Origin of the sequence: Aeribacillus pallidus (genome assembly GCF_050478865.1) — a bacterium.
GTDB lineage: Bacteria > Bacillota > Bacilli > Bacillales > JACDOC01 > JACDOC01.
In genome coordinates this window covers 67,240-88,357 of record NZ_JBCNBW010000034.1, presented here as the reverse complement: position 1 = coordinate 88,357, position 21,118 = coordinate 67,240, and the positions used below count along the sequence as shown (strand labels likewise).

Annotated in this window: 25 protein-coding genes; all 25 read right to left on the bottom strand. The window is 39.2% G+C overall.

What is annotated here, in order from left to right; genetic code table 11:
- Positions 1 to 38: 38 nt before the first annotated feature.
- Positions 39 to 1,730 (bottom strand): DNA repair protein RecN, encoded by a 1,692-nt coding sequence (gene recN / locus ABES52_RS07990; protein ID WP_429650619.1) that lies wholly within the window; start codon positions 1,728 to 1,730, stop codon positions 39 to 41.
- 17 nt (positions 1,731 to 1,747) lie between these two features.
- Positions 1,748 to 2,197 (bottom strand): transcriptional regulator AhrC/ArgR, encoded by a 450-nt coding sequence (gene ahrC / locus ABES52_RS07985; protein WP_429650618.1) that lies wholly within the window; start codon positions 2,195 to 2,197, stop codon positions 1,748 to 1,750.
- A gap of 150 nt (positions 2,198 to 2,347) precedes the next feature.
- On the bottom strand, positions 2,348 to 3,184 hold the full coding sequence (locus ABES52_RS07980; protein ID WP_429650617.1) for a TlyA family RNA methyltransferase: 837 nt from the start codon (positions 3,182 to 3,184) through the stop codon (positions 2,348 to 2,350).
- Positions 3,185 to 3,189: 5 nt separating this feature from the next.
- Entirely contained in the window at positions 3,190 to 5,082 is a 1,893-nt protein-coding gene (dxs, locus tag ABES52_RS07975) for a 1-deoxy-D-xylulose-5-phosphate synthase (protein ID WP_429650616.1), read from the bottom strand.
- Between the two features lie 18 nt (positions 5,083 to 5,100).
- Positions 5,101 to 5,706 (bottom strand): CNNM metal transporter family protein, encoded by a 606-nt coding sequence (locus ABES52_RS07970; protein ID WP_429650615.1) that lies wholly within the window; start codon positions 5,704 to 5,706, stop codon positions 5,101 to 5,103.
- 733 nt (positions 5,707 to 6,439) lie between these two features.
- On the bottom strand, positions 6,440 to 7,300 hold the full coding sequence (locus tag ABES52_RS07965) for a polyprenyl synthetase family protein (protein ID WP_429650734.1): 861 nt from the start codon (positions 7,298 to 7,300) through the stop codon (positions 6,440 to 6,442).
- 23 nt (positions 7,301 to 7,323) lie between these two features.
- On the bottom strand, positions 7,324 to 7,557 hold the full coding sequence (locus ABES52_RS07960) for an exodeoxyribonuclease VII small subunit (RefSeq protein WP_429650614.1): 234 nt from the start codon (positions 7,555 to 7,557) through the stop codon (positions 7,324 to 7,326).
- On the bottom strand, positions 7,535 to 8,902 hold the full coding sequence (gene xseA / locus ABES52_RS07955) for an exodeoxyribonuclease VII large subunit (RefSeq protein WP_429650613.1): 1,368 nt from the start codon (positions 8,900 to 8,902) through the stop codon (positions 7,535 to 7,537). Before xseA ends, ABES52_RS07960 begins: the two co-directional genes overlap by 23 nt.
- Positions 8,903 to 9,066: 164 nt before the next feature.
- On the bottom strand, positions 9,067 to 9,921 hold the full coding sequence (folD, locus tag ABES52_RS07950) for a bifunctional methylenetetrahydrofolate dehydrogenase/methenyltetrahydrofolate cyclohydrolase FolD (RefSeq protein ID WP_429650612.1): 855 nt from the start codon (positions 9,919 to 9,921) through the stop codon (positions 9,067 to 9,069).
- Between the two features lie 25 nt (positions 9,922 to 9,946).
- Positions 9,947 to 10,342, bottom strand: coding sequence for a transcription antitermination factor NusB (gene nusB / locus ABES52_RS07945; RefSeq protein ID WP_429650611.1), 396 nt, complete (start codon positions 10,340 to 10,342; stop codon positions 9,947 to 9,949).
- A 244-nt stretch (positions 10,343 to 10,586) separates the two neighbouring features.
- Entirely contained in the window at positions 10,587 to 10,997 is a 411-nt protein-coding gene (locus tag ABES52_RS07940; protein ID WP_429650610.1) for an Asp23/Gls24 family envelope stress response protein, read from the bottom strand.
- A gap of 19 nt (positions 10,998 to 11,016) precedes the next feature.
- Positions 11,017 to 12,369, bottom strand: coding sequence for an acetyl-CoA carboxylase biotin carboxylase subunit (gene accC / locus ABES52_RS07935; RefSeq protein WP_429650609.1), 1,353 nt, complete (start codon positions 12,367 to 12,369; stop codon positions 11,017 to 11,019).
- Between the two features lie 14 nt (positions 12,370 to 12,383).
- A complete protein-coding gene (gene accB / locus ABES52_RS07930; RefSeq protein WP_429650608.1) occupies positions 12,384 to 12,902 on the bottom strand; it encodes an acetyl-CoA carboxylase biotin carboxyl carrier protein in 519 nt (172 codons plus the stop codon).
- A 262-nt stretch (positions 12,903 to 13,164) separates the two neighbouring features.
- Positions 13,165 to 13,698, bottom strand: coding sequence for a SpoIIIAH-like family protein (locus ABES52_RS07925; RefSeq protein ID WP_429650607.1), 534 nt, complete (start codon positions 13,696 to 13,698; stop codon positions 13,165 to 13,167).
- Complete coding sequence (gene spoIIIAG / locus ABES52_RS07920) at positions 13,698 to 14,357, bottom strand: stage III sporulation protein AG (RefSeq protein ID WP_429650606.1); 660 nt, start codon at positions 14,355 to 14,357, stop codon at positions 13,698 to 13,700. Before spoIIIAG ends, ABES52_RS07925 begins: the two co-directional genes overlap by 1 nt.
- Positions 14,358 to 14,364: 7 nt before the next feature.
- Positions 14,365 to 14,979 (bottom strand): stage III sporulation protein AF, encoded by a 615-nt coding sequence (gene spoIIIAF, locus ABES52_RS07915; RefSeq protein WP_429650605.1) that lies wholly within the window; start codon positions 14,977 to 14,979, stop codon positions 14,365 to 14,367.
- Between the two features lie 12 nt (positions 14,980 to 14,991).
- A complete protein-coding gene (spoIIIAE, locus tag ABES52_RS07910) occupies positions 14,992 to 16,182 on the bottom strand; it encodes a stage III sporulation protein AE (protein ID WP_429650604.1) in 1,191 nt (396 codons plus the stop codon).
- A 23-nt stretch (positions 16,183 to 16,205) separates the two neighbouring features.
- A complete protein-coding gene (gene spoIIIAD / locus ABES52_RS07905) occupies positions 16,206 to 16,598 on the bottom strand; it encodes a stage III sporulation protein AD (RefSeq protein WP_429650603.1) in 393 nt (130 codons plus the stop codon).
- A gap of 12 nt (positions 16,599 to 16,610) precedes the next feature.
- Positions 16,611 to 16,814 (bottom strand): stage III sporulation protein AC, encoded by a 204-nt coding sequence (spoIIIAC, locus tag ABES52_RS07900; protein WP_429650602.1) that lies wholly within the window; start codon positions 16,812 to 16,814, stop codon positions 16,611 to 16,613.
- Between the two features lie 18 nt (positions 16,815 to 16,832).
- Positions 16,833 to 17,348 carry a stage III sporulation protein SpoIIIAB gene (spoIIIAB, locus tag ABES52_RS07895; RefSeq protein ID WP_429650601.1) on the bottom strand — a complete coding sequence of 172 codons (516 nt, stop codon included), beginning with the start codon at positions 17,346 to 17,348 and terminating at the stop codon, positions 16,833 to 16,835.
- Positions 17,349 to 18,272, bottom strand: a complete 924-nt coding sequence (gene spoIIIAA, locus ABES52_RS07890) for a stage III sporulation protein AA (protein WP_429650600.1) — start codon at positions 18,270 to 18,272, stop codon at positions 17,349 to 17,351.
- A gap of 142 nt (positions 18,273 to 18,414) precedes the next feature.
- Complete coding sequence (efp, locus tag ABES52_RS07885; RefSeq protein WP_429650599.1) at positions 18,415 to 18,972, bottom strand: elongation factor P; 558 nt, start codon at positions 18,970 to 18,972, stop codon at positions 18,415 to 18,417.
- A 24-nt stretch (positions 18,973 to 18,996) separates the two neighbouring features.
- Positions 18,997 to 20,058 (bottom strand): M24 family metallopeptidase, encoded by a 1,062-nt coding sequence (locus ABES52_RS07880; RefSeq protein WP_429650598.1) that lies wholly within the window; start codon positions 20,056 to 20,058, stop codon positions 18,997 to 18,999.
- Positions 20,051 to 20,506 (bottom strand): type II 3-dehydroquinate dehydratase, encoded by a 456-nt coding sequence (gene aroQ, locus ABES52_RS07875; RefSeq protein ID WP_429650597.1) that lies wholly within the window; start codon positions 20,504 to 20,506, stop codon positions 20,051 to 20,053. The genes ABES52_RS07880 and aroQ overlap by 8 nt, the downstream gene beginning before the upstream one ends.
- 79 nt (positions 20,507 to 20,585) lie before the next feature.
- Positions 20,586 to 21,095, bottom strand: coding sequence for a YqhR family membrane protein (locus tag ABES52_RS07870; protein ID WP_429650596.1), 510 nt, complete (start codon positions 21,093 to 21,095; stop codon positions 20,586 to 20,588).
- Positions 21,096 to 21,118: the final 23 nt, after the last annotated feature.

The following is a 21,118-nucleotide window of genomic DNA, read 5'->3' as shown; positions in this document are numbered from 1 at the left end:
ACCATCCACATCTAAAAACAGATGTGGATGGTTATCTGTTATTTCTCTTTCAATGCAACTGCTTGATCAAGCAGTTCTTTGGCATGTTGTTTCGTGACATCCGTTATTTCAACTCCGGAAATCATCCGACCGATTTCTTTAATTCTTTCGTCCCCATGCAATGGCTGAACCGAGGTAAATGTTCGTCCATCTTTCGTTTCCTTTGATATAAATAAATGGGTATCAGCCATAGCAGCGACTTGTGGTAAATGAGAAATACAAAGCACTTGGGAATGAACAGAAACTTGATGAATTTTTTCAGCAATCGCTTGGGCTACTCTTCCACTTACTCCTGTATCCACTTCGTCAAAAATAATTGAAGTGACCCCTTGGTGTTTGGAGAAAATGGTTTTTAAAGCAAGCATAATGCGTGATAATTCTCCGCCAGAAGCCACCTTTGATAAAGGTTTTAACGGCTCACCAGGGTTGGTGGATATGTAAAACTCAACATCGTCTATCCCTAATTTTGTAAAAGATGTTTCGTCCCATGGATGAAACGTTACATTAAATACAGTTTTCTCCATATATAACTGCTTTAACTCTTGATGAATATGATTGGTTAAAATTTCAGCCCATTTTTGACGTAAATGACTTAAATGTCGTGCTTCAAGTAACAGATCTTCTTCTAATTGAACGAGTTCTTTTTTAATTTCCTCAATATGCGTTTCTCTATTCGTAATGGTTTCAATTTCTTCCTCAATTTTCGCACCATATTCTAAAATATCTTCAATCGTTGGTCCGTATTTACGCTTTAATTGGTTTATATCATTTAAACGGGATTCAATATAATTAATTCGCTCTTCATCAAATTCCAGTAAATCTTTTTGTCCACTCAATTCCCTCGCCGCATCTTCAAGCATGTAAAAACAATTTGAAACGGATTCGAATAGTGATTCATATTGGGCATCAATTTCTGCAGCTGTTTCTAGGTGACTCATCGCTAAGCCAATCCAATCGATTCCTTTTTGTTCCCCAAGCAACGCTTCGGTACTTGTTTGCAATGCTTCATGTAACTTTTCAAAGTTCATCAAACGCTTTTTTTCTTCTAGTAATTCTTCATCTTCATGAAGTTGTAATTGGGCGTTTTGTATCTCATTCCATTGAAATTGAATTAAATCAAGGCGATGGGCCATTTGTTGCTCATTTTCGGTTAAGGAAGCAAGCTTCTTTTTCGTCTGTTCGTAGCGTTGATAAATTTCTTCGTAACGCTTCCACGCTGGGAATATTTCTTCATAGCCGAATTGGTCGAGCAAATGGATATGCATCGCCTCATTCATTAATTCTTGATGTTCATGTTGTCCATGAATATCTACAAGGGTAGCGCCAATTTCACGTAATGTTGAAATCGTGACTAACTTTCCGTTTACTCGACAGACGCTTTTACCTTGAGCTGAAATTTCTCGTCGAAGAATGACCATTCCATCTTCAGCTTCTAAACCAAATTCGTTTAATTTCTTGTAGCAAGGATGCTCTTCATCATCTAACCAAAATAAGCCTTCAATTTCGGCCTTTTTTTCTCCATAACGAACAAATTCAGAAGAACCTCGTCCTCCAACAAGCAAATGAATGGCATCAATTATAATGGACTTACCGGCACCTGTTTCACCTGTTAGCACCGTCAAACCCTTCTCAAATGTAATAGCCAATGCATCAATAATGGCAAAGTTTTTGATGGATAATTCTTGAAGCAACAACGCTCACCTCGAAATTACAGCATGTCTAAGAACCGTTCTGAAAGCACTTTTGTATCTTCCGGTGTCCGACAAATAATTAAACAAGTGTCGTCTCCACAAATCGTTCCAAGAATTTCGTCCCAGTCTAAATTATCAATTAACGCTCCAATCGCGTTAGCATTTCCTGGTAACGTTTTCATGACAAGCAAGTGACCGGCCGAATCAATTTTTACAAAGGCGTCTGTTAACGCACGTTTTAGTTTTTGTAGAGGATTAAATCGTTGGTCGGCAGGCAAACTATATTTATAACGTCCATCATTTAACGGAACTTTCACTAAATGTAACTCCTTAATATCGCGTGAAACGGTCGCTTGGGTAACATTAAACCCTGCTGCTTTTAATCGCTCAACTAATTCGTCTTGTGTCTCAATTTCATGATTGGCGATAATTTCCCGAATTTTGATGTGACGTTGACCTTTATTCATGTTTTTACACCTCATTGTGTTTAAATTGTCCAGTTGAATAAATATACTTCTACGTTTATATTAGCCTATTTTCCTCTAATTGTACACGACTTCGAAAAGAATCTTTTTCCAATAAGAAGAGGATCCAAGCAAGACGCTGGACCCTACCTACTACGCTTTTTTTAATTCTTCGTGTGCTTGACGCACGATTTCTTCGATACGCGTTGAATCGAATCCGTTTTCTGAACTAGTTCCTCTCATTTCCCCGTTCCAGCGGAGATGGGCAAGAAATTCGATGTTTCCGTCTCCACCTGTAATCGGTGAAAATGACAGTCCTTCGACGGAAAAGCCTTCGTGTTGAGCAAACGTTAAAATTTTATTTAACACTTCTTTATGCACTTTCGGATCGCGCACAATCCCTTTTTTCCCAACTTGTTCTTTTCCTGCCTCAAACTGTGGCTTAATTAATGCAATGACATCACTTTGAGGAACAAGTAGTTGTTTTAACACAGGTAATATAAGCGTTAATGAAATAAAGGAAACGTCTATGGTGGCAAAGTTTGGCATCGGACCGTCTAAATCAGCTGGAGTGACGTAACGGAAGTTGGTTCTTTCCATCACTTTGACGCGTGAATCTTGGCGTAACTTCCATGCCAACTGATTATAGCCAACGTCAATGGCATAGCTCATTTCTACTCCGTTTTGCAATGCACAATCGGTAAATCCACCAGTTGAAGATCCAATGTCGATCATAATTTTTCCTTTTGGATCAACATCAAAAACTTGGAGTGCTTTTTCGAGTTTAAGCCCTCCTCGACTAACATACGGCATGACATTTCCTTTTATCTCAAGCGGAATATCTATACTCACTTTTTCTCCAGGTTTTTCGAGTCGTTCTTCTTTCGTATAAACAAGCCCAGCCATGATGGCTCGCTTTGCTTTTTCTCTTGATTCAAACAATCCTCTTTCAACTAGTAATACATCTAATCTCTCTTTCTTTCCACTCATCTTTCCTAAGCCCTTTTTTGCTTTTTTGGAGTCATTGTTAAAATTTTATCCACAATATGATCAACCGTTAATCCAACTTCACGGAGAAGTTCCTTAACACTTCCATGTTCAATAAAGCGATCTGGAATTCCCATCCGCTGAATTACGGCATTATGATACCCTTTTTCTTGAGCAAATTCAAGAACGGCACTACCAAATCCACCTTGGAGAACAGCTTCTTCAATCGTTAAAATTGGGAGCTGCTGTTCCAAAATTTCAGTTAGTAAAGCTTCATCCATTGGTTTAATGAAACGAGCGTTGACGACCTTAACGGAAATGCCTTGCTTTTCTAATAAATGACTCGCTTCTAATGCCATTGGAATTGTCGTTCCGAATGTTAAAATAACCGCTTCATTTCCTTCTTTTAGCACATTCCATGAACCAATCGGAATTTCTTTCAACTGATCATCTAGCGGTACCCCATAGCCATTTCCGCGCGGAAAACGCATTGCAATAGGTCCATCATCATAGTTAAGCGCTGTATACACCATATGTTGTCCTTCATTTTCATCTTTGGGCATCATTAATACTATGTTTGGCAAATGGCGTAAAAAGGCGATATCATATACCCCTTGATGCGTTTCTCCATCAGCTCCAACAAGACCCGCGCGATCAATGCCAATAAAAACATTTAAATTTTGCCTGCAAATATCATGAACAACTTGATCGTACGCCCGTTGTAAAAACGTCGAATAAATGGCTAAATACGGTTTCATACCTTGAGTGGCGAGACCAGCTGCCATCGTAGCCGCATGCTGTTCCGCAATACCGACGTCGTACATGCGGTCAGGAAACTCCTTTGCAAACTCTTCTAATTTTGAGCCAACAGGCATCGCTGGGGTAATGGCAACGATACGATCATCTTTTCGAGCGAGCTTTTGGACCGTGTCGCTTACTAATTTACTCCAAGCCGGTGGTGCGTTTACCGGTTTGATAATATCACCCGTTTCAATTTTATATGGACCGGTACCGTGCCATGTTCCACGTTTGTCATTTTCGGCTGGGTGATAACCTTTTCCTTTTTTTGTTAACACATGAAGAAGAACCGGTCCTTTTACTTTTTTGGCATATTGAATATTTTCAAGTAAATCTTCAAACGAATGGCCATCAACAGGTCCTAAATACGTAAATCCAAGTTCTTCGAAAAACATCCCCGATACGAGTAAGTATTTTAAGCTATCTTTTAACCTTTCCGCAGTGGATGCTAATTTACCACCGACAGCTGGTATTTTTTTAAGTAAATATTCGAGTTCATCTTTTACCCAATTATATTTTCCAGCTGTCCGGAGGCGTCCTAAAATATTGTGCAATGCTCCAACGTTAGGAGCTATAGACATTTCGTTATCATTTAAAATGACAATAATATCTTTTTTTTCATGACCAATATGGTTTAACGCTTCTAACGCCATACCTCCAGTAAGAGCACCGTCACCAATTACCGGAACGATATACGACTTTTCTTTCTTTAAGTCCCGGGCAATCGCCATCCCCATCGCCGCGGAAAGCGAGGTGGAACTGTGTCCCGTTTCCCATACGTCATGTTCGCTTTCCGACCGTTTCGGAAAGCCACAAAGTCCTTTATATTGGCGTAACGTATCGAAATCTTTTGCACGACCGGTTAATATTTTGTGGACATACGATTGATGTCCGACGTCCCAAATAATTTTGTCTTGAGGACTGTCAAAACATTTATGCAACGCAATCGTTAGCTCTACAACTCCTAAATTCGGTCCGATATGACCGCCCGTTTTCGATAATTTTTCAATTAAAAAATGGCGGATTTCTTCGCTTAATTGTTCTAATTGCTGGTTGGTCATTTTTTTTAAAAAAGAAGGGTTTTGAATTGACAATAAATCCACACGGATCACTCACTTTCGTTACTGAATATTTTTCCGTGATTTTTTTCGTTTTTTTTCTTTAATTATAACGATATGAAACTTATCCTCAAAAAATTGTAACAGTTTTCCTACTCGAAAAATAATCTCTTTGGAATAGCGGATGGCAAGCGTTTTCCCAAACGCTTTTCCACCAACAGTTAAGGAAGCAATGACGCTCGTAAAAAGTACATTAATAACGTATTCCGAAACGTTTGATCCGTTCTGTTGTAATTCCATAGCTAACTGAAAAATCACAATGGCAGTGGCTGTCCCACTAATAATTCCGGATATATCACCGATAACATCATTACAAAAGCTTGCGACTCGATCGGCGTTGCGAACAAGACGAATCGCATGCTTGGACCCGTAAATTTTTTTAGACGCCATCGCATGAAACGGTACTTCATCGGCAGCTGTCGCGGCGATGCCAATCATATCAAAAAAGATTCCAATAAACACAATAAGAAGGACAACCAACAAACCGGTCGTCCAATACACTCCGTTTAACACAAAGTTGGATGTAATCGAAAAAAGAGCGGCCAAAATAAAAGTTATGAACGCTATACTAATCGCCCATTTAAAGGAAGTTTTTAATAATTCTTTCATATTATTTTTCGTCTCACCATCTTTAATTATGTATAAAAACACCTTAAATATAGAATAAGTCCGCTTTCTAAGCGGACATGTCTTTATCAAACTCTTACGGGATGGTCATATAAAGGGTAAAGTTTGCGGCTTAGGTCCAGTAGGATTTCCCAAATAGATACCGGGTGTCACCACCCTGGCGGTTTCCCTTTAAATCTATTTTAGCCGTGTCGCCATCGGCTAGACTGGATTGCCACTTAGTCCGCACTGTAATCCCCTTTATATGTCCGCCACATGGAACAGTCTAGGAGTTTTCCTCAACAACCTTTAACCAGTTCCTAGCCTCTTTTGCAAAGATGATTTCATATGGACGAAAAAGTACTTATCAATGGCCAACTGATAAATACTTTTATAACCATAATCCCCTCAATCTTCACTCAAGGCAGGCTACGCTGCTAGTGATCCCGTGATCAGATCACATCGCAGGTTCATACTCTAGTCCTTTCGGATCTAGAGCCTCCGCGGATGAAGGGTCAACGCCCACATGCCTTTGTGGATCGCCCTTCACCCTTACTCCCAGCTCCGACCCAAGGCTGGGCGCCCCAAGCCGGAACAAGGAACTTCATCGATGTGCCCTTTAGTGGATTTTTAGGCCCACCTTCAGAACTGGTAGGTTGACTAGAATACTGCACCATCCCTACTCATGTGTCCTAATTATAGCATAAAACAAATGTTCTTACAAATAGGAACACTATCAATGGTCACGGTTGCCAATCAACTCGGTAATTTCAAGTAGAATCGCTTGATCAATCGGAAGTTCTGCCAACAAATGTTTCGCAGAATGTAGATGATCAATTAACTTTTTGTTGGCTCCGTCTAGCGTTAAAAGGGATGGATATGTACTTTTTTGTTTTTGGACATCACTATTAATTGGTTTCCCTAGTTTTTCAGCTTCGCCTTCAATATCTAATATATCATCACGAATTTGAAAAGCGATTCCAATATCGAACGCAAATTGTTCGAATTTCGGTAATAAGTTCTCGTCTGCTCCAGCAATTAGCGCCCCTGCGATGACTGAAAAAGCAAGGAGTTTTCCTGTTTTATGAAGGTGAATATACTCCAATTCTTGCAAAGTCAGTTGCTTTTGTTCTCCTTGTAAATCGGCAACTTGACCACCGACCATTCCTTCAGGACCAGCCGCTTTTGCTAAATGGGAAATGAGTTGGACACGAGTTATTGGCTCTAGCTCATTAATATCAGCTAGATGCTGAAACGTATACGTTAATAACGCATCACCCGCTAAAATGGCAAACGCTTCACCAAATACTTTATGATTTGTCGGTTTTCCGCGCCGTAAATCATCGTCATCCATACTTGGCAAATCATCATGAATTAATGAATACGTATGTAACATCTCGACAGCACTAGCTACTTTAAGGCCGATTGACGGGTCTTTTCCACAAGCTTCTATAGTTGCGAGTAAAAGAATGGGGCGAATCCGCTTCCCCCCTGCTTGTAACGAGTATAACATTGCCTCTTTTAATATCGATGGAGCTTGTAACTGGTTGATGGATTGTTCTAACTCTTGTTCAATCAATGGTTTATATGTGCTCATAAAGGATTGTAGATTTTGTTCGCTCACTGTTGGTCCTCCTCGTCCACTGTAAAGTCCTTTAACGTACCGTCTTCGGTAAGGACTTTCGCTAACTGCTCTTCCACATGTTTTAATTTTTTGTTACATAATTGGGATAACTCGATTCCCTTTTGAAAAATCGAAAGCGCCTCTTCTAACGGAACATCCCCTTTTTCTAGCTGATTGACGATCTGTTCAAGTTCCTCCATCGCCTCTTCAAACGTTTTTTTGTTGCTCATCGAAATCCCTTCCTTTCGTTGATTGTACCGTACATTCAATTTGTCCATCAGTTACCCGAATGGTGACTTGATCTCCTTTGGCAACATCTTTTATTCGCTTCACAATCGCTTGTTCTTTGTTATACACCACGCTGTAGCCTCTATTCATAATTTTCAGTGGGCTTAGAGCATCAAGTGTAGCCACCTGCTTTTGAAATAATTGTTTTTGATGTGTGATAATAGATACCATGTTTTTGATTAACCATTTTTGATGTTGACTTATTTCTCTTTTCGCATGCATGATTTTCATTTGCGGATGCTGGTATCTTAGCCGATCGGTCAATTTCTCCCATTGGATACGATGATCTTTTATTAATTGTTTCGTTTCCCGAATCAAACGTTCTTGTGTATAATCCAACCGTTCCATAAAGGGTAGAAACATTTTATATGGTTGTTGAAACACAAAAGAAGATTTCACCTTCTCAAGGCGATGAGTTCCTTGAATCACTCGTTCCCGCATTGCTTTTAAGAGACGATTTGTCTGCACATTAATTTTATCCATCAGCTCATCAAGATTCGGAACCGCTAATTCTGCTGCCCCAGTTGGTGTAGGTGCCCGTAAATCCGCGACGTAATCTGCAATGGTGAAATCCGTCTCATGCCCTACAGCTGAAATAATTGGGATGGTTGATTCAGCAATCGCTCGGGCGACTATTTCTTCGTTAAAAGCCCAAAGTTCTTCGATGGAACCACCTCCCCTGCCAAGGATGAGAACATCTATTGGAAATTCATTCGCTCGCCGAATAGCTTCGACGATAGAAGGTGCTGACCGTTCTCCTTGTACGAGAGCAGGAAAAATGGTCACTTTTGCAATAGGGTATCTTCTTTTGATCGTTGTCAATATATCCCGAATGGCCGCTCCGGTAGGGGAGGTAATCACTCCGATAGATTCAGGATAGGATGGTATTTTCTTTTTACGCTCTGGGGCAAACAATCCTTCTTTTTGGAGTTTTTCCTTTAATTGTTCAAAGGCAACAAACAATTCTCCTACACCATCAGGTTGCATCTCTTTTACATAAATTTGATATTGTCCACCTTGTTCGTACACCGTAATATCTCCTGTAATTAACACGTTCATGCCATTTTCCGGTTCGAATTTTAATTTTCTATTAAACGCAGAAAACATCACGGCTAAAATTCGTGCTTTATCGTCCTTTAAAGTAAAATACATGTGTCCGCTCGAATGACGTTTAAAATTAGATATTTCACCTTTAATATACACGTTTGTTAAATGTGGATCGGCATCAAATTTTCGTTTGATGTATTTAGTAATTGCACTTACCGTTAAATAGATTGGATTATTCATGACCGCTCCCCTTTTCCCTTCTAGCACACGGGCAATCTTTACATCTATCAGAACTCATTACAGTACTTTTATTGTACATGGAATTTGTTCGCTTGCCTAATGAAAATCACCTGTAAACATAAAAAAGCTGCCCATCCTTAAAGGGATGACAGCTTACGTTACATTTATACGTGAAGAAGTCTCTTCGCCGATTTTAACGTATTATACATGAGCATTGTAATCGTCATCGGCCCAACACCACCTGGTACCGGTGTTATGTAGGAAGCTTTTTGAGCAACTTGTTCAAAATCAACATCCCCACAAAGCTTTCCGTTTTCATCACGATTCATTCCTACATCGATCACAACGGCACCTTTTTTAACATCTTCTGCAGTAATCAAATTCGCTTTTCCAACTGCACTTACTAAAATGTCAGCTTGTCTTGTGATCTCAGATAAGTTTTTTGTTCGTGAATGGCAACATGTAACGGTTGCGTGTTCTTGAATAAACAATTGAACAGCTGGCTTTCCGACAATATTGCTTCGTCCAATAACAACCACATGTTTTCCTTCAATAGAGATGTTTTCGTGCTTTAACAGTTGAATCACACCATACGGGGTGCATGGTAAAAAGGCATCTTGTCCAATGACCATATTGCCTACATTTATAGGATGAAAGCCATCAACATCCTTATCTGGTGAAATCGTTTCAATAACTTTTTCCTCACGAATGTGATTTGGCAGTGGTAATTGAACGAGTATCCCGTGAATCGATTCATCTTGATTTAATTCTCGAATTTTCGTTAATAATTCATTCTCAGTAATTGTTTCTGGATATTCAATTAAGACAGAGTGCATCCCCAACTCGACACACGTTTTTCGTTTCATTGTTACATACGTTTTCGAAGCTTGATCATTACCAACTAATATAACTGCTAATCCAGGTGTTATTCCTTTTGTCTTTAACTGAGCGACTTCGTCACAAATTTGTTCCCTCATTTTACTCGCAATTTGTTTTCCATCAATTAACTTTGCCGTCATGTTCGATGCCCCCCTGTTTAAACAATTAATTGGAATGAATCGTTTCTTTTACTTTAGATAAAACACCATTTACAAATTTATTTGAGCGCTCGTCACCAAATATTTTCGCAAGCTCGACCGCTTCGTTAATACTTACATTAACCGGAACGTCTTCGATATACTTCATTTCATAAACCGCTAATCGTAATATATTCCGATCAACTTTCGCTAAACGATCAAACGACCATTTTTCTAAATGTTGCTTAATGACTTCATCAATTTCTTGTAAATGATTGACCGTTCCAAATAAAAGTTGTTTTAAATATTCGTCTGCTTTTTCCTTTTGGATGACGTTTTGTAACGCTTCTTCTGCATTTACTTGTCCCACATCTACTTGAAACAACGCTTGCAGAGCTTTTTCCCTAGCTACTCTTCTTTTCATCTTCCGTACTCCTTTATGCAATTTTGTCGAAACACGAATATACGTTGATAATAACATAATTTTCGTTCGGTTTACACACCGATAAACGAAAAATTTATAAAATTTAACGAGAGAAACATTCGTAATTTTCGGTTATTTTTGATTCTGTCTAAACATAATGTTCGGTTTTTCCATTCACCATTCAAGGGGGGGCTAAAAAGCGAAATGGAAAAACCAAAGGCCCAAAAAGCCTTTGGTTCTATGTTTACTCTACTTCATCTTGCAAATCATTTTCTTTCGGCTGATCGAAATGAACTCCTACTACGTGGACATTCACTTCATCTACTTCAAGTGCCGTCATATTTATTAACGCTTGACGAATATTGTCTTGAATTTGCTGAGCCACATGTGGAATGGATACTCCAAACTTCATGATACAATAAACATCTACTTTAATTCCATCATCAGAAAGTTCTACTTTAATGCCTTTCCCGTGGTTTTTCTTTCCAAGACGTTCGACAACGCCTGCTGCGAAATTACCGCGCATTTGGGAAACGCCATCTACTTCTGCTGCCGCAATTCCTGCAATCACTTCGATGACTTCAGGAGCAATTTCAATCTTTCCAAGTTCATTACTTTCTTGGTTAACATCAATAATATTTAAATGTTCGCTCATGTCTTACACCACCTTCCCTTTATGATTTCATAATATCATACTTTTCCAAGAACTTTGTATTAAAGTCCCCTTCAACAAATTTTTCATGTTCTAACAATTTTAAATGGAAAGGAATGGTTGTATGGACGCCGTCAATAACAAATTCACTCAACGCCCGTTTCATACGAGCAATAGCTTCTTCCCTAGTTGCTCCGTATGAGATAACTTTGGCAATCATGGAATCATAATACGGAGGAATAGTATATCCTGGATATGCCGCGGAGTCAACACGTACACCGAGTCCACCTGGCGGTAAGTACATATTAATTTTCCCCGGAGATGGCATAAAGTTTTTCTCCGGATTTTCGGCATTGATCCGACATTCAATTGACCATCCAGTAAATGTTACTTCTTCTTGTTTCAGAGATAATTTTTCACCTGAAGCAATACGAATTTGTTCTTTAATTAAATCGACGCCCGTTACCATTTCCGTCACTGGATGTTCCACTTGAATGCGCGTATTCATTTCCATGAAATAAAATTTTCGATTATGATGGTCATATATAAATTCTACGGTTCCAGCTCCAGAATAATTCACGGCTTTTGCTGCTTTAACGGCCGCTTCTCCCATTTGGGCCCGCATTTCTCCATCCAATGCTGGGGAAGGTGTTTCTTCTAAAAGCTTTTGGAGACGACGTTGAATCGAACAGTCTCGTTCACCTAGATGAATGACATTTCCATAATTATCGGCTAGCACTTGAATTTCGACGTGTCGGAAATCTTCAATGTATTTTTCTAAATATACGCCTGGATTACCAAAGGCTGTAGCTGCTTCTTGTTGTGTAATATTGATGCCTTTAATTAATTCTTGTTCATTACGTGCTACACGAATACCTTTTCCGCCTCCACCAGCTGTTGCTTTAATAATCACTGGAAAGCCAATTTCTTTCGCAATACGTAATCCTTCATCGGCATCTTTTACGATTCCTTGCGATCCTGGAACAATCGGAACATCTGCTGCTCGCATCGTTTCACGTGCTACATCTTTTGTCCCCATTTTTGAAATTGCATCGGCACTTGGTCCAACAAAAGTAATATTACACTCTTTACATAGTTCAGCAAAATCAGCATTTTCAGCTAAAAATCCGTAGCCTGGGTGAATGGCATCACAGCCTGTTAATTTTGCTACACTAATAATGTTTGTAAAGTTTAAGTAACTATCTTTCGAAGCGGTTGGCCCGATACAGTACGCTTCATCCGCTAATTGAACATGAAGCGCTTCTTTATCAGCTTCCGAGTAAACGGCTACCGTTTCAATATCTAATTCTCGGCACGCACGAATCACTCGGACCGCAATTTCTCCTCGATTGGCGATTAGTAATTTTTTTATCATCTAAAAATCTCTCCTTATTCTGGCTTCACCAAGAATAATGGTTGTCCATACTCAACAAGTTGACCGTCTTTTACTAACACTTCGACGATTTCCCCGTCGACTTCTGCTTCGATTTCGTTGAACAGTTTCATCGCTTCGACAATACATACAACGGTATCTTTTGTAACTTTTGAACCTACTTTTACGTAAGGATCCGCATCAGGGGCTGGCGCTTGATAGAATGTTCCAACCATCGGAGATGTAATCTTATGTAAATTTGTATCTTCAACAGATGGTTTCTGTTCTTCTTTCACTTCCGCAACAGTTGGTTCCTTATGTTCAACAGGAGCAGGTTGTGGTTGAACATGAGCTGGTTGTTGGACTGGTTGTGGCACAACCGGTGCTAGTACGGCTTGTGTTGGTGCCTGTTCAACCATTGTCACTCCTAAGCGTTTTTTCATTTTTATTTTTGCATCACCATTTTCATAAACAAACTCATCAATGCTAGATTGATCTACAAGCTTAATGAGTTCGCGAATTTCTTGTACTTTCATTAATAGACACCCCTTAGAATTTTTATGACTAACTACTAATATCATACGATAATAGCTCATCAAAATTCAATATACCATTATATCCGTATACTGTAAGCTCTTATACTTTAATTTTAATACTCAATGTATGGAATGGAAATGATAAAAATAATTTTTTTCAGAATATAATAAAGTGTTTTACATTTTTATCATCTATCATCACTTTTCCGACGTTCAGCTGAATAAAAAAACGCTCGTTCTATGATAGAACGAGCCTTCTGTTTTATTCGGCTGATTGGAATTGAACAGATGCCACTTGTAAGTTTCCAAGCTCTGATTGAACAAGTCGTAAAATTTCGTTTGCTGCTTCCTTAGAGCTCTCTTTCGCTTTGACCGTTATATGCACTTTATTACCTTCCACTCGAACGAGTGCATCCTCATAATTCATTGATTTAATTAATGTTTCTAAAATTAATTCCTTTTGAGCCATTTCATTTAGTTGTTGCATTTGCTCATATGCTTTATTTTTTTCTTCAGCAGATACGTCATCTGAGGCGACAATCATGGTCAATTCTTCACGTAATTCGTTGCGTTTGTCTTGTAAGTCTAAGCGAAGGGCTTCAAACACTTCATCCCCGGCCGCATTTGTAATGACCTCAGCGTCTTGATCGGAAACATCTGTTACGTCAGAAGATGGATCATCTGAAACTGTCGTCATATTGGATTGTGGATTAGGTGTCGTAATGTAATAAACAGACAAGACGACTACAAGACTTAACATTGTTAATAACCATACCGTTTGCTTCTTTAATAACATTAAGATTCCTCCTTCGATTTTTTAGGCATGACCGACACTCGATGGCTCGGTACATCTAACACTCGGGTTACTGCTTCAATTATCCATTTTTTCACCTGGATATTATCCGCCCCTTTCGCAACTACGAGAACGCCACGAATTGACGGCTTTTTCGTTTCGAGAACAATCGGGACTTCTTTGTCTCCTTCTTGTATGAAAACCATTTGCTCGTCCGTTGTGGATTCACGAATGTTTCTTGTCCCCCCTTCTCGATCGGCCTCTTTTGTTTCTTTTTCTTGTTTGGATACATTTTTCTCAAAGATTTTTTTCTCGGAAGCGTCGATATTAACGACTACGGTGACGTCATCGACCCCGATGATTTGTTCTAGAGCTTCTTTTAGTTCCGATTCATAATGTTGTTCGTAATCGCGAATCGTTTTTGCTTCATCCGAAGATTTGTTTACAAAAACTTCCATCTCTCCTACTCCTGATTCGGGAGATACCGAATCCGTAGGGGCTCGTTCCACATTTGCAGTAAATAATTCATTAAAGAGAAGCAGCCCGATACCAAACAAAAAAATCATAAGTAAATAAGGAAGCTTCGAACCACCTTTTGACTTCTCATCCGATTGGAACAAAAGTTTTTTGAGCCAAGAAATCGGCCCTTTTTGCTCTCCCATTCTGGTCTTATTCCCCTCCTTTTACTACAACGTGAATTATGTCTTTTGGTACATCTAAGTAGTCGGACAAGAAGGATTGGATTTCCATTGCTTCGGTTTTCGCAACTTCGTTTTCTAACGGTCTTTCTGTATTTATTTCTACTATTTCGATTGTCGAGGCTGCTTGCGATTCGTTGGCTTTCTGAAGTTGAATGGAAATCATTTCCCATTGATTAAGCTGGGTAGAGTCGTCTGATTTTGGAATAACTTCAATGGACGATATCGTTACCTCAAACCGCTCCATCAACTCCTTCTCTACAGACTTTTGTAATTGGACAGCCATCTGTTCTAAAATATATGCACGTTGCGTGGCATCTATTTCTTTTTTCTTTAATTCAATTAATTTTTCCATCTCTTTTTCACTCGTCATATACTCCCAATTAATCTCTCGAAGTATACTCTCCACGTTAAAGTCTTCGGAAAACAACTTCATGAGCGGATGAATGATAATAATAATTAAAAGCAATCCTACAACAAATTTGGCGTATTTTTTCATGTTTGAGTTTGGAAGGAGCATGTCCACAATAATCGCTAAAAATAGAAACAAAATAATGTTCGTAATCCAGGCACTAAAATAATTCACCTTCCTCACTCCTTATCGAACCATTAACGTGATATTTCCGGATGCGATTAAAATGGTTAAGCTTAAAAAAAACATAAATGAGACGATAGCTAAAGAGGCAAAAACATAGATGACGCTTTTACTAATAATATCGAGACATTGAATAACTGGACCACCACCAACTGGTTGCAATAAAGCTGCTGTTACTTTATAAATTAAGGCGATCATTAATATTTTGATAGCTGGAAAAGCCGCGAGTAGTAATAATATGATTACACCAGCAATACCGACTGTATTTTTTAAAAGAACCGAGGCATTAATGACCGTATCAGCTGCATCCGTAAACATCCGACCGATCACGGGCACAAAATTTCCGGTAACAAATTTCATTGTTCGAATGGCAATCCCATCGCTAACAGCTGTCGTTACACCTTGCACCGAGATAACGCTTAAAAACACCGTCATAAAAATGCCTAACAATCCGATGCTCCAATTACGTAATAAACTCGCTAACTGTGTTACTTTGTACTGGTCGTTCAATGTACTTACTACGCTTAACAGAGTAGAGAAAAAAAGTAAAGGCAACACGATAAATTGGATAAACAAACCGCTCACGTTCATGAGGAAAATGATGACAGGATGAAAAAAAGATGCGGATACAATTCCCCCTGAAGACACGATTAAGGCTAATAAAAGAGGGATTAACGCTAAAATGAAATGAATCATTTGATTAATGGCGTCCATCGAATATTCGACCGCAACGTGAAAGCTATTTAACGCAATAATAATGAGCACCATAAACACAATCGCGTACGCCGTTTTACTCACAGAACCTTGCTCAAACGAACTCTGTAAAGTTTGTAAAAAGACGCTAAAAATTGTTAACATAATGAGCATTCCAAGTAATTTACCATTCATTAACAGCTCTTGAAAGACGTAGTGGAGAATGCCGATGGTCCATTCTTTTAATGAAAACTTCTTTTCTCCTTTAAGAAAATCAACTAAACTTCCTTTTTGACTTTCTGGCAAAAATCCACCGTACTCCTCCATAATTTCCTGCCAATATTTCTGAAGTTCATCTAATTCAAGCTCGTCCACTTGTTGAGTCACTAACTCGGATGGAGAAGTAGGTGGTGAAGAATCACTCTTGGCATCAACGGGAGCTGAGGAAAGGAACAAGCATATCCATAAAACGATTATGACTCGATACCTTTGTCGCAACATTCCCACCTCTTTTCGTTCTACCATTATTTCGGCATCATTTGAATGATCGTTTCGATTAAAACGGTCATAATCGGGACGGCCATAGCCATGATAATGATTTTTCCTGCTAATTCCACTTTCGCTGCAATTGCTCCTTGACCCGCATCTTTGGTGATATGGGAGGCAAATTCAGCAATGTACGCAATTCCAATAATTTTTAAAATCGTTTCTACGTACACAAGATTCAAATTTGCACTTGTCGCAAGCTGCTCCACCATTCGAATAATTTCATATATTTGGTCCACTAAGTACAAAAAAATGGAACAACCTACGAAAACGATCAGTAAAAACGCATAATTCGGTTTTTGCTCTTTAATAATTAAAGCTAAAAACGTGGCCACAAGCGCAATTCCTACAATTTGAATAATCTCAACCATTACATCCCCCTATCACTGGAATAAAAATACTGATTTAATTTTTTGAAACAAGTCATCAACAATCGAGGCAACCATAAACAAAATGTATATAAAACCAAATAACGTCACCCATTGGGCATATTCTTTTTTTCCTACTTGATCTAAAATCGTATGCAAAAAAGCCACTACAATTCCTACACCGGCAATTTTAAAAATCACATCGACCTCTATTCCCACTTCCAACGCCTCCCTTGGTTACATCAATAAAATGATAAGTAAAAGCCCCGCTAAAAACCCTAAGCTCTTGACCATTTTTTCATATCGCTGCTGCTTTTCTCGAGCTTCTTCTTCCTCCCGATCTAAATGCGATAAAGTTAATAAAATTTGTTTTTGTTGCGCCATAGTATCGTGCTTTCCTAAATTTTCACCGAATTGAAGTAAAATTTCGTATTCCGTTTCTTTAAATGGCGTCCATTTCCATATTTCATTCAAACTATCTTCCCAGGCATTTTTGACGGTTGTTTCTGTCGTTGTTAACTTTTTAGAGAACGACTCAAAAAACCAAGTGAGTGGCTTCGGAAGTTGTTTGGCTAATTTTCTCGCCGCTTCATGGAGCGGTGTATGGCCGTACATAATTTCAGCTTCTAATGTTTGTAAGGCAGTTTTTAATAATCGTAGCTGCCGCGTCCGTTCGCTAAAATGCTTTGACGATTCAAACCCTGCCCAAGTAGTCGCGAATAAAATAAAAGCAGCGCCGATGAGCTTTATCATTTACGTCACACTCACTTTTCGATCAAGATATTCACCATTTTCACCGCGAATATGAGCAACACTTCCCGGTCCCTTTTGTCTATTTAATTCAATAAATCGTTGAAAACGCTGCTCTTTTAATATTTGCTGAAGAATCGGGCGTTTTTGTATATCTTCCAAATTTTTTCCATGAGTTGTCGTCAGAAGCGTAATTCCCGCATTCATCGCTTCCATAATGGCCTTCCCGTCTTCCTCACGTCCGATTTCATCGACAATTAAAACATCGGGACTCATAGAACGAATCATCATCATCATTCCTTCCGCTTTTGGACAGCCATCAAGCACGTCCACCCGATAGCCGAAATCTAGTTGGGGAATCCCGCGTAAACAGCCCGCAATTTCTGACCGTTCATCGACAATCCCTACTTTCATAGCGGGAATACCAAATGGTTCATACCCTGATGAAATGATCCGTGCTAAATCGCGGAGGAGTGTCGTTTTTCCCGTCTGTGGTGACCCAATGATTATCGTATGCCGCCAAGTGCCATCAAACAAAAACGGGATGAGCGGTTCTCCTACTCCAATTTTTTGGCGAGCAATACGAATATTGAATGAGGATAGTTGTCGTAGTCCTTTAACCATTCCTTGTTCTAAAACGACTTTCCCTGCTAACCCTACTCTATGACCACCTTCAATGGTGATATACCCTCGTTTTAATTCTTCTTCTAACGTATAAAACGAATGATTCGAAAGCCGATTGATCAAATGCTCTGCATCTTCTTCCGTAAAGGTATATGGAAGAAAATATGGATTCCCTCTCGTACAAACTTCAACAGGACGAAAGGTCCGCAAACGAATTTCTTCCATTTCTTCTACGATGGTTGGGGGTAGGCGGCGAACAACCTCTGCGACTTTTTTTGGTAACATTGAGATTACACTTTCCATGCGAACACCTCTCCTTTAGTACAGGCCTCCCGTTAGTTAAATGTATTCACGAACTTGTTCAATATGACCAAATGACACGACCATAAAAGAAAAAAGGCTTGACTTTCCGATAAGAAAGTCAAGCCTTGATTGTGATTCGTGATCAGGCACGAGAAACGTAAGTACCATCTGCTGTGTTAATAACGAGGACGTCACCTTCATTTACGAAGAAAGGTACTTGAACAACAAGTCCAGTTTCTAATGTAGCTGGTTTAGAACCACCAGAAGCTGTGTCACCTTTAATGCCTGGCTCTGTTTCAACCACTTTTAATTCAACTGTGTTTGGTAGCTCGATACCGATAGTTTCGCCTTGGAACATCATGACGTATACTTCCATATTTTCTTTTAAGAATTTTAATTCATGTTCGATTTGGCTAGCGCTTAATTCAATTTGTTCATAAGATTCTGTATCCATGAACACATGTTGATCTCCGTTTGCATATAGATATTGCATCTTACGGTTATCAATTTGTGCCTTCGCTACTTTCTCACCCGCACGGAACGTTTTTTCTTGAATGGCACCTGTACGTAAGTTGCGAAGTTTAGAACGAACAAAAGCCGCTCCTTTACCAGGTTTTACGTGTTGGAAGTCTAAAACTCTCCAAATTCCTCCATCCACTTCAATCGTTAATCCTGTGCGAAAATCGTTTACTGAAATCATGCTCTACTCCTCCTACGTTAAACATTACAAAATGATCAATTCCTTAGTGGAATGGGTTAACGTTTCATTAGCTGTTTCGGTAATCAATGTGTCATCTTCAATTCTCACTCCACCTATTCCTGGCAGGTAAATTCCTGGTTCAACAGTGACCACCATTCCAGGCTGTAAGACCACATCCGAACGAGTGGAAAGCCCAGGGCCTTCATGTACTTCTAGACCAATTCCATGCCCTAATGAATGTCCGAAATATTCCCCGTATCCTTTTTCTGTAATATAATCACGAGCAATCGCATCTGCCTCTTTACCAGTTAATCCTGGTTTAATTTGATCCATTGCTCGCAATTGTGCTTCAAGAACGACGTTATAAATCGCTTTTAACTCGTCAGACGGCTCTCCCACCGCAATCGTACGTGTAATATCTGAAACATATCCTTTATAATATGCCCCATAATCAAGCGTAACAAAATCACCTTTTTCAATAACTTTGTCTGATGCCACTCCATGAGGCAGTGCTGATCGGTGTCCTGAGGCAACAATAATATCAAAGGATGAGGATGTAGCTCCACATTTACGCATAAAAAATTCTAATTCGTTGGAGACATCCAATTCTGTTATACCAGGGCGAATAAAGTCTAGAATATGCTTAAATGCAGCATCGGCAATATCCGCTGCTTCCTTTAATATCTTAATCTCTGATTCCGTCTTAATCAAGCGTAAGTTTTCAACAAGGTGAGAAACAGGCACTAGCTCTCCCTCAAAGGCTGCTTCAAGCTGTTTAAAACTAGCAAACGTCATATGGTCTTGTTCAAACCCTAGTGTGCGAATTTTACGCTCTTTCGCTTGCTTTGCCACTTCATCGAAAATTAATCCTTGATGTTGAATAATTTCATAGCCGTCACATTGATTTTGTGCTTGTTCTACATAACGGAAATCGGTAATGAATAAAGCGTCTTTTTCGGTAACGAGAGCCACACCAGCTGAGCCCGTAAAATTTGTCATATACCGACGGTTGTATGTACTCGTAATTAATAACCCATCCAGTTGTTGCTTCGCCAGATGTTCGCGAAGTTTTTCTAATTTATTCACTTAGTTCTCCCCCTTTAAAATGATGTAATAAAGCGAAAAGCGCCAATTCATACCCATAGACACCAAAGCCACTTATTTGCCCAATTGTAACAGGCGCGATGACCGAACGGTGACGAAATTCTTCCCGTTGGTGAATATTCGAAATATGTACTTCAATGACAGGTAAATCAATGGCAGCTACTGCATCTCGCAGTGCATAGCTGTAGTGGGTGTAGGCTCCTGGATTAAAAATAACACCAACAAAGCCATCTTCGTTTGCTTGATGAAGCTGGTCAATCAATTCTCCTTCATGGTTGGATTGGAACGAAACGACTTCTACGTTGTACGATGTTCCAAGTTGCTTTAAGTGATCTTCTATATCTTTTAGAGTGGTTTGACCGTAAATCGTCGGTTCCCGCTTTCCTAATAAATTTAAATTTGGACCGTTTAACAATAATATTTTCTTCATTTCCGTCACCTAAAAAAAGAATGTTCAACAAGAACATTCTACCATACTTCACCAGTATAAAACTACTGAAGAAACGAAGCTAATGTTGGATTCTTTTTTCCATTTCGTGTTGCTGTTCTTTATGTTCATACGAAATTGAATAGCCTACAAATATTCCAAATAAGATATACAAACAAACAGTGGTAATAATTGTATTTACATCTAATTCCGTTAGAGGTTTTACACTTGGAAACATTGGCTTTAACAACGTGAATATAATGAGAAACAATAGTAGACCATAACCAGCTCCTACCCACATGCTTTCCCGTTTTCGGAACATCGCATAATAAATGAGTGCCGCCCCAATTGCCAATATACCTATGAGAATGATGGCAAGTGTCGTTCCAATCCACCCGTTTTTCCAGTCACCAATTGCCCAGAAATCAAAAATCACTCTTGGTGAAATGGTTGTAAAATGAAATAAATAAGACACATATCCAATCAAACTCCATAATACTCCGCCAATAAAACCGGTTAACACCGACAACGTTAATAAGGACATTGGCTGTTCTTTTTGATTTTGTTCAAGTTTCTCGTAATCATTTGTCACATTAGCCACCTCCTGTTCGTAGT

Bases quoted from the DNA above. Each gene is read 5' to 3' on its own strand.
- spoIIIAA (WP_429650600.1), bottom strand. From the start codon at position 18,272: ATGGAAAGTGTAATCTCAATGTTACCAAAAAAAGTCGCAGAGGTTGTT.
- ABES52_RS07970 (WP_429650615.1), bottom strand. From the start codon at position 5,706: ATGAAAGAATTATTAAAAACTTCCTTTAAATGGGCGATTAGTATAGCG.
- ahrC (WP_429650618.1), bottom strand. From the start codon at position 2,197: ATGAATAAAGGTCAACGTCACATCAAAATTCGGGAAATTATCGCCAAT.
- aroQ (WP_429650597.1), bottom strand. From the start codon at position 20,506: ATGAAGAAAATATTATTGTTAAACGGTCCAAATTTAAATTTATTAGGA.
- ABES52_RS07960 (WP_429650614.1), bottom strand. From the start codon at position 7,557: ATGAGCAACAAAAAAACGTTTGAAGAGGCGATGGAGGAACTTGAACAG.
- xseA (WP_429650613.1), bottom strand. From the start codon at position 8,902: ATGAATAATCCAATCTATTTAACGGTAAGTGCAATTACTAAATACATC.
- spoIIIAD (WP_429650603.1), bottom strand. From the start codon at position 16,598: ATGGTTGAGATTATTCAAATTGTAGGAATTGCGCTTGTGGCCACGTTT.
- ABES52_RS07980 (WP_429650617.1), bottom strand. From the start codon at position 3,184: ATGAGTGGAAAGAAAGAGAGATTAGATGTATTACTAGTTGAAAGAGGA.
- spoIIIAG (WP_429650606.1), bottom strand. From the start codon at position 14,357: ATGGGAGAGCAAAAAGGGCCGATTTCTTGGCTCAAAAAACTTTTGTTC.
- nusB (WP_429650611.1), bottom strand. From the start codon at position 10,342: ATGAAAAGAAGAGTAGCTAGGGAAAAAGCTCTGCAAGCGTTGTTTCAA.
- ABES52_RS07925 (WP_429650607.1), bottom strand. From the start codon at position 13,698: ATGTTATTAAAGAAGCAAACGGTATGGTTATTAACAATGTTAAGTCTT.
- spoIIIAB (WP_429650601.1), bottom strand. From the start codon at position 17,348: ATGATAAAGCTCATCGGCGCTGCTTTTATTTTATTCGCGACTACTTGG.
- folD (WP_429650612.1), bottom strand. From the start codon at position 9,921: ATGACGGCAAAGTTAATTGATGGAAAACAAATTGCGAGTAAAATGAGG.
- ABES52_RS07965 (WP_429650734.1), bottom strand. From the start codon at position 7,300: ATGAGCACATATAAACCATTGATTGAACAAGAGTTAGAACAATCCATC.
- spoIIIAE (WP_429650604.1), bottom strand. From the start codon at position 16,182: ATGTTGCGACAAAGGTATCGAGTCATAATCGTTTTATGGATATGCTTG.
- accC (WP_429650609.1), bottom strand. From the start codon at position 12,369: ATGATAAAAAAATTACTAATCGCCAATCGAGGAGAAATTGCGGTCCGA.
- ABES52_RS07940 (WP_429650610.1), bottom strand. From the start codon at position 10,997: ATGAGCGAACATTTAAATATTATTGATGTTAACCAAGAAAGTAATGAA.
- efp (WP_429650599.1), bottom strand. From the start codon at position 18,972: ATGATTTCAGTAAACGATTTTCGCACAGGATTAACGATTGAAGTGGAT.
- accB (WP_429650608.1), bottom strand. From the start codon at position 12,902: ATGAAAGTACAAGAAATTCGCGAACTCATTAAGCTTGTAGATCAATCT.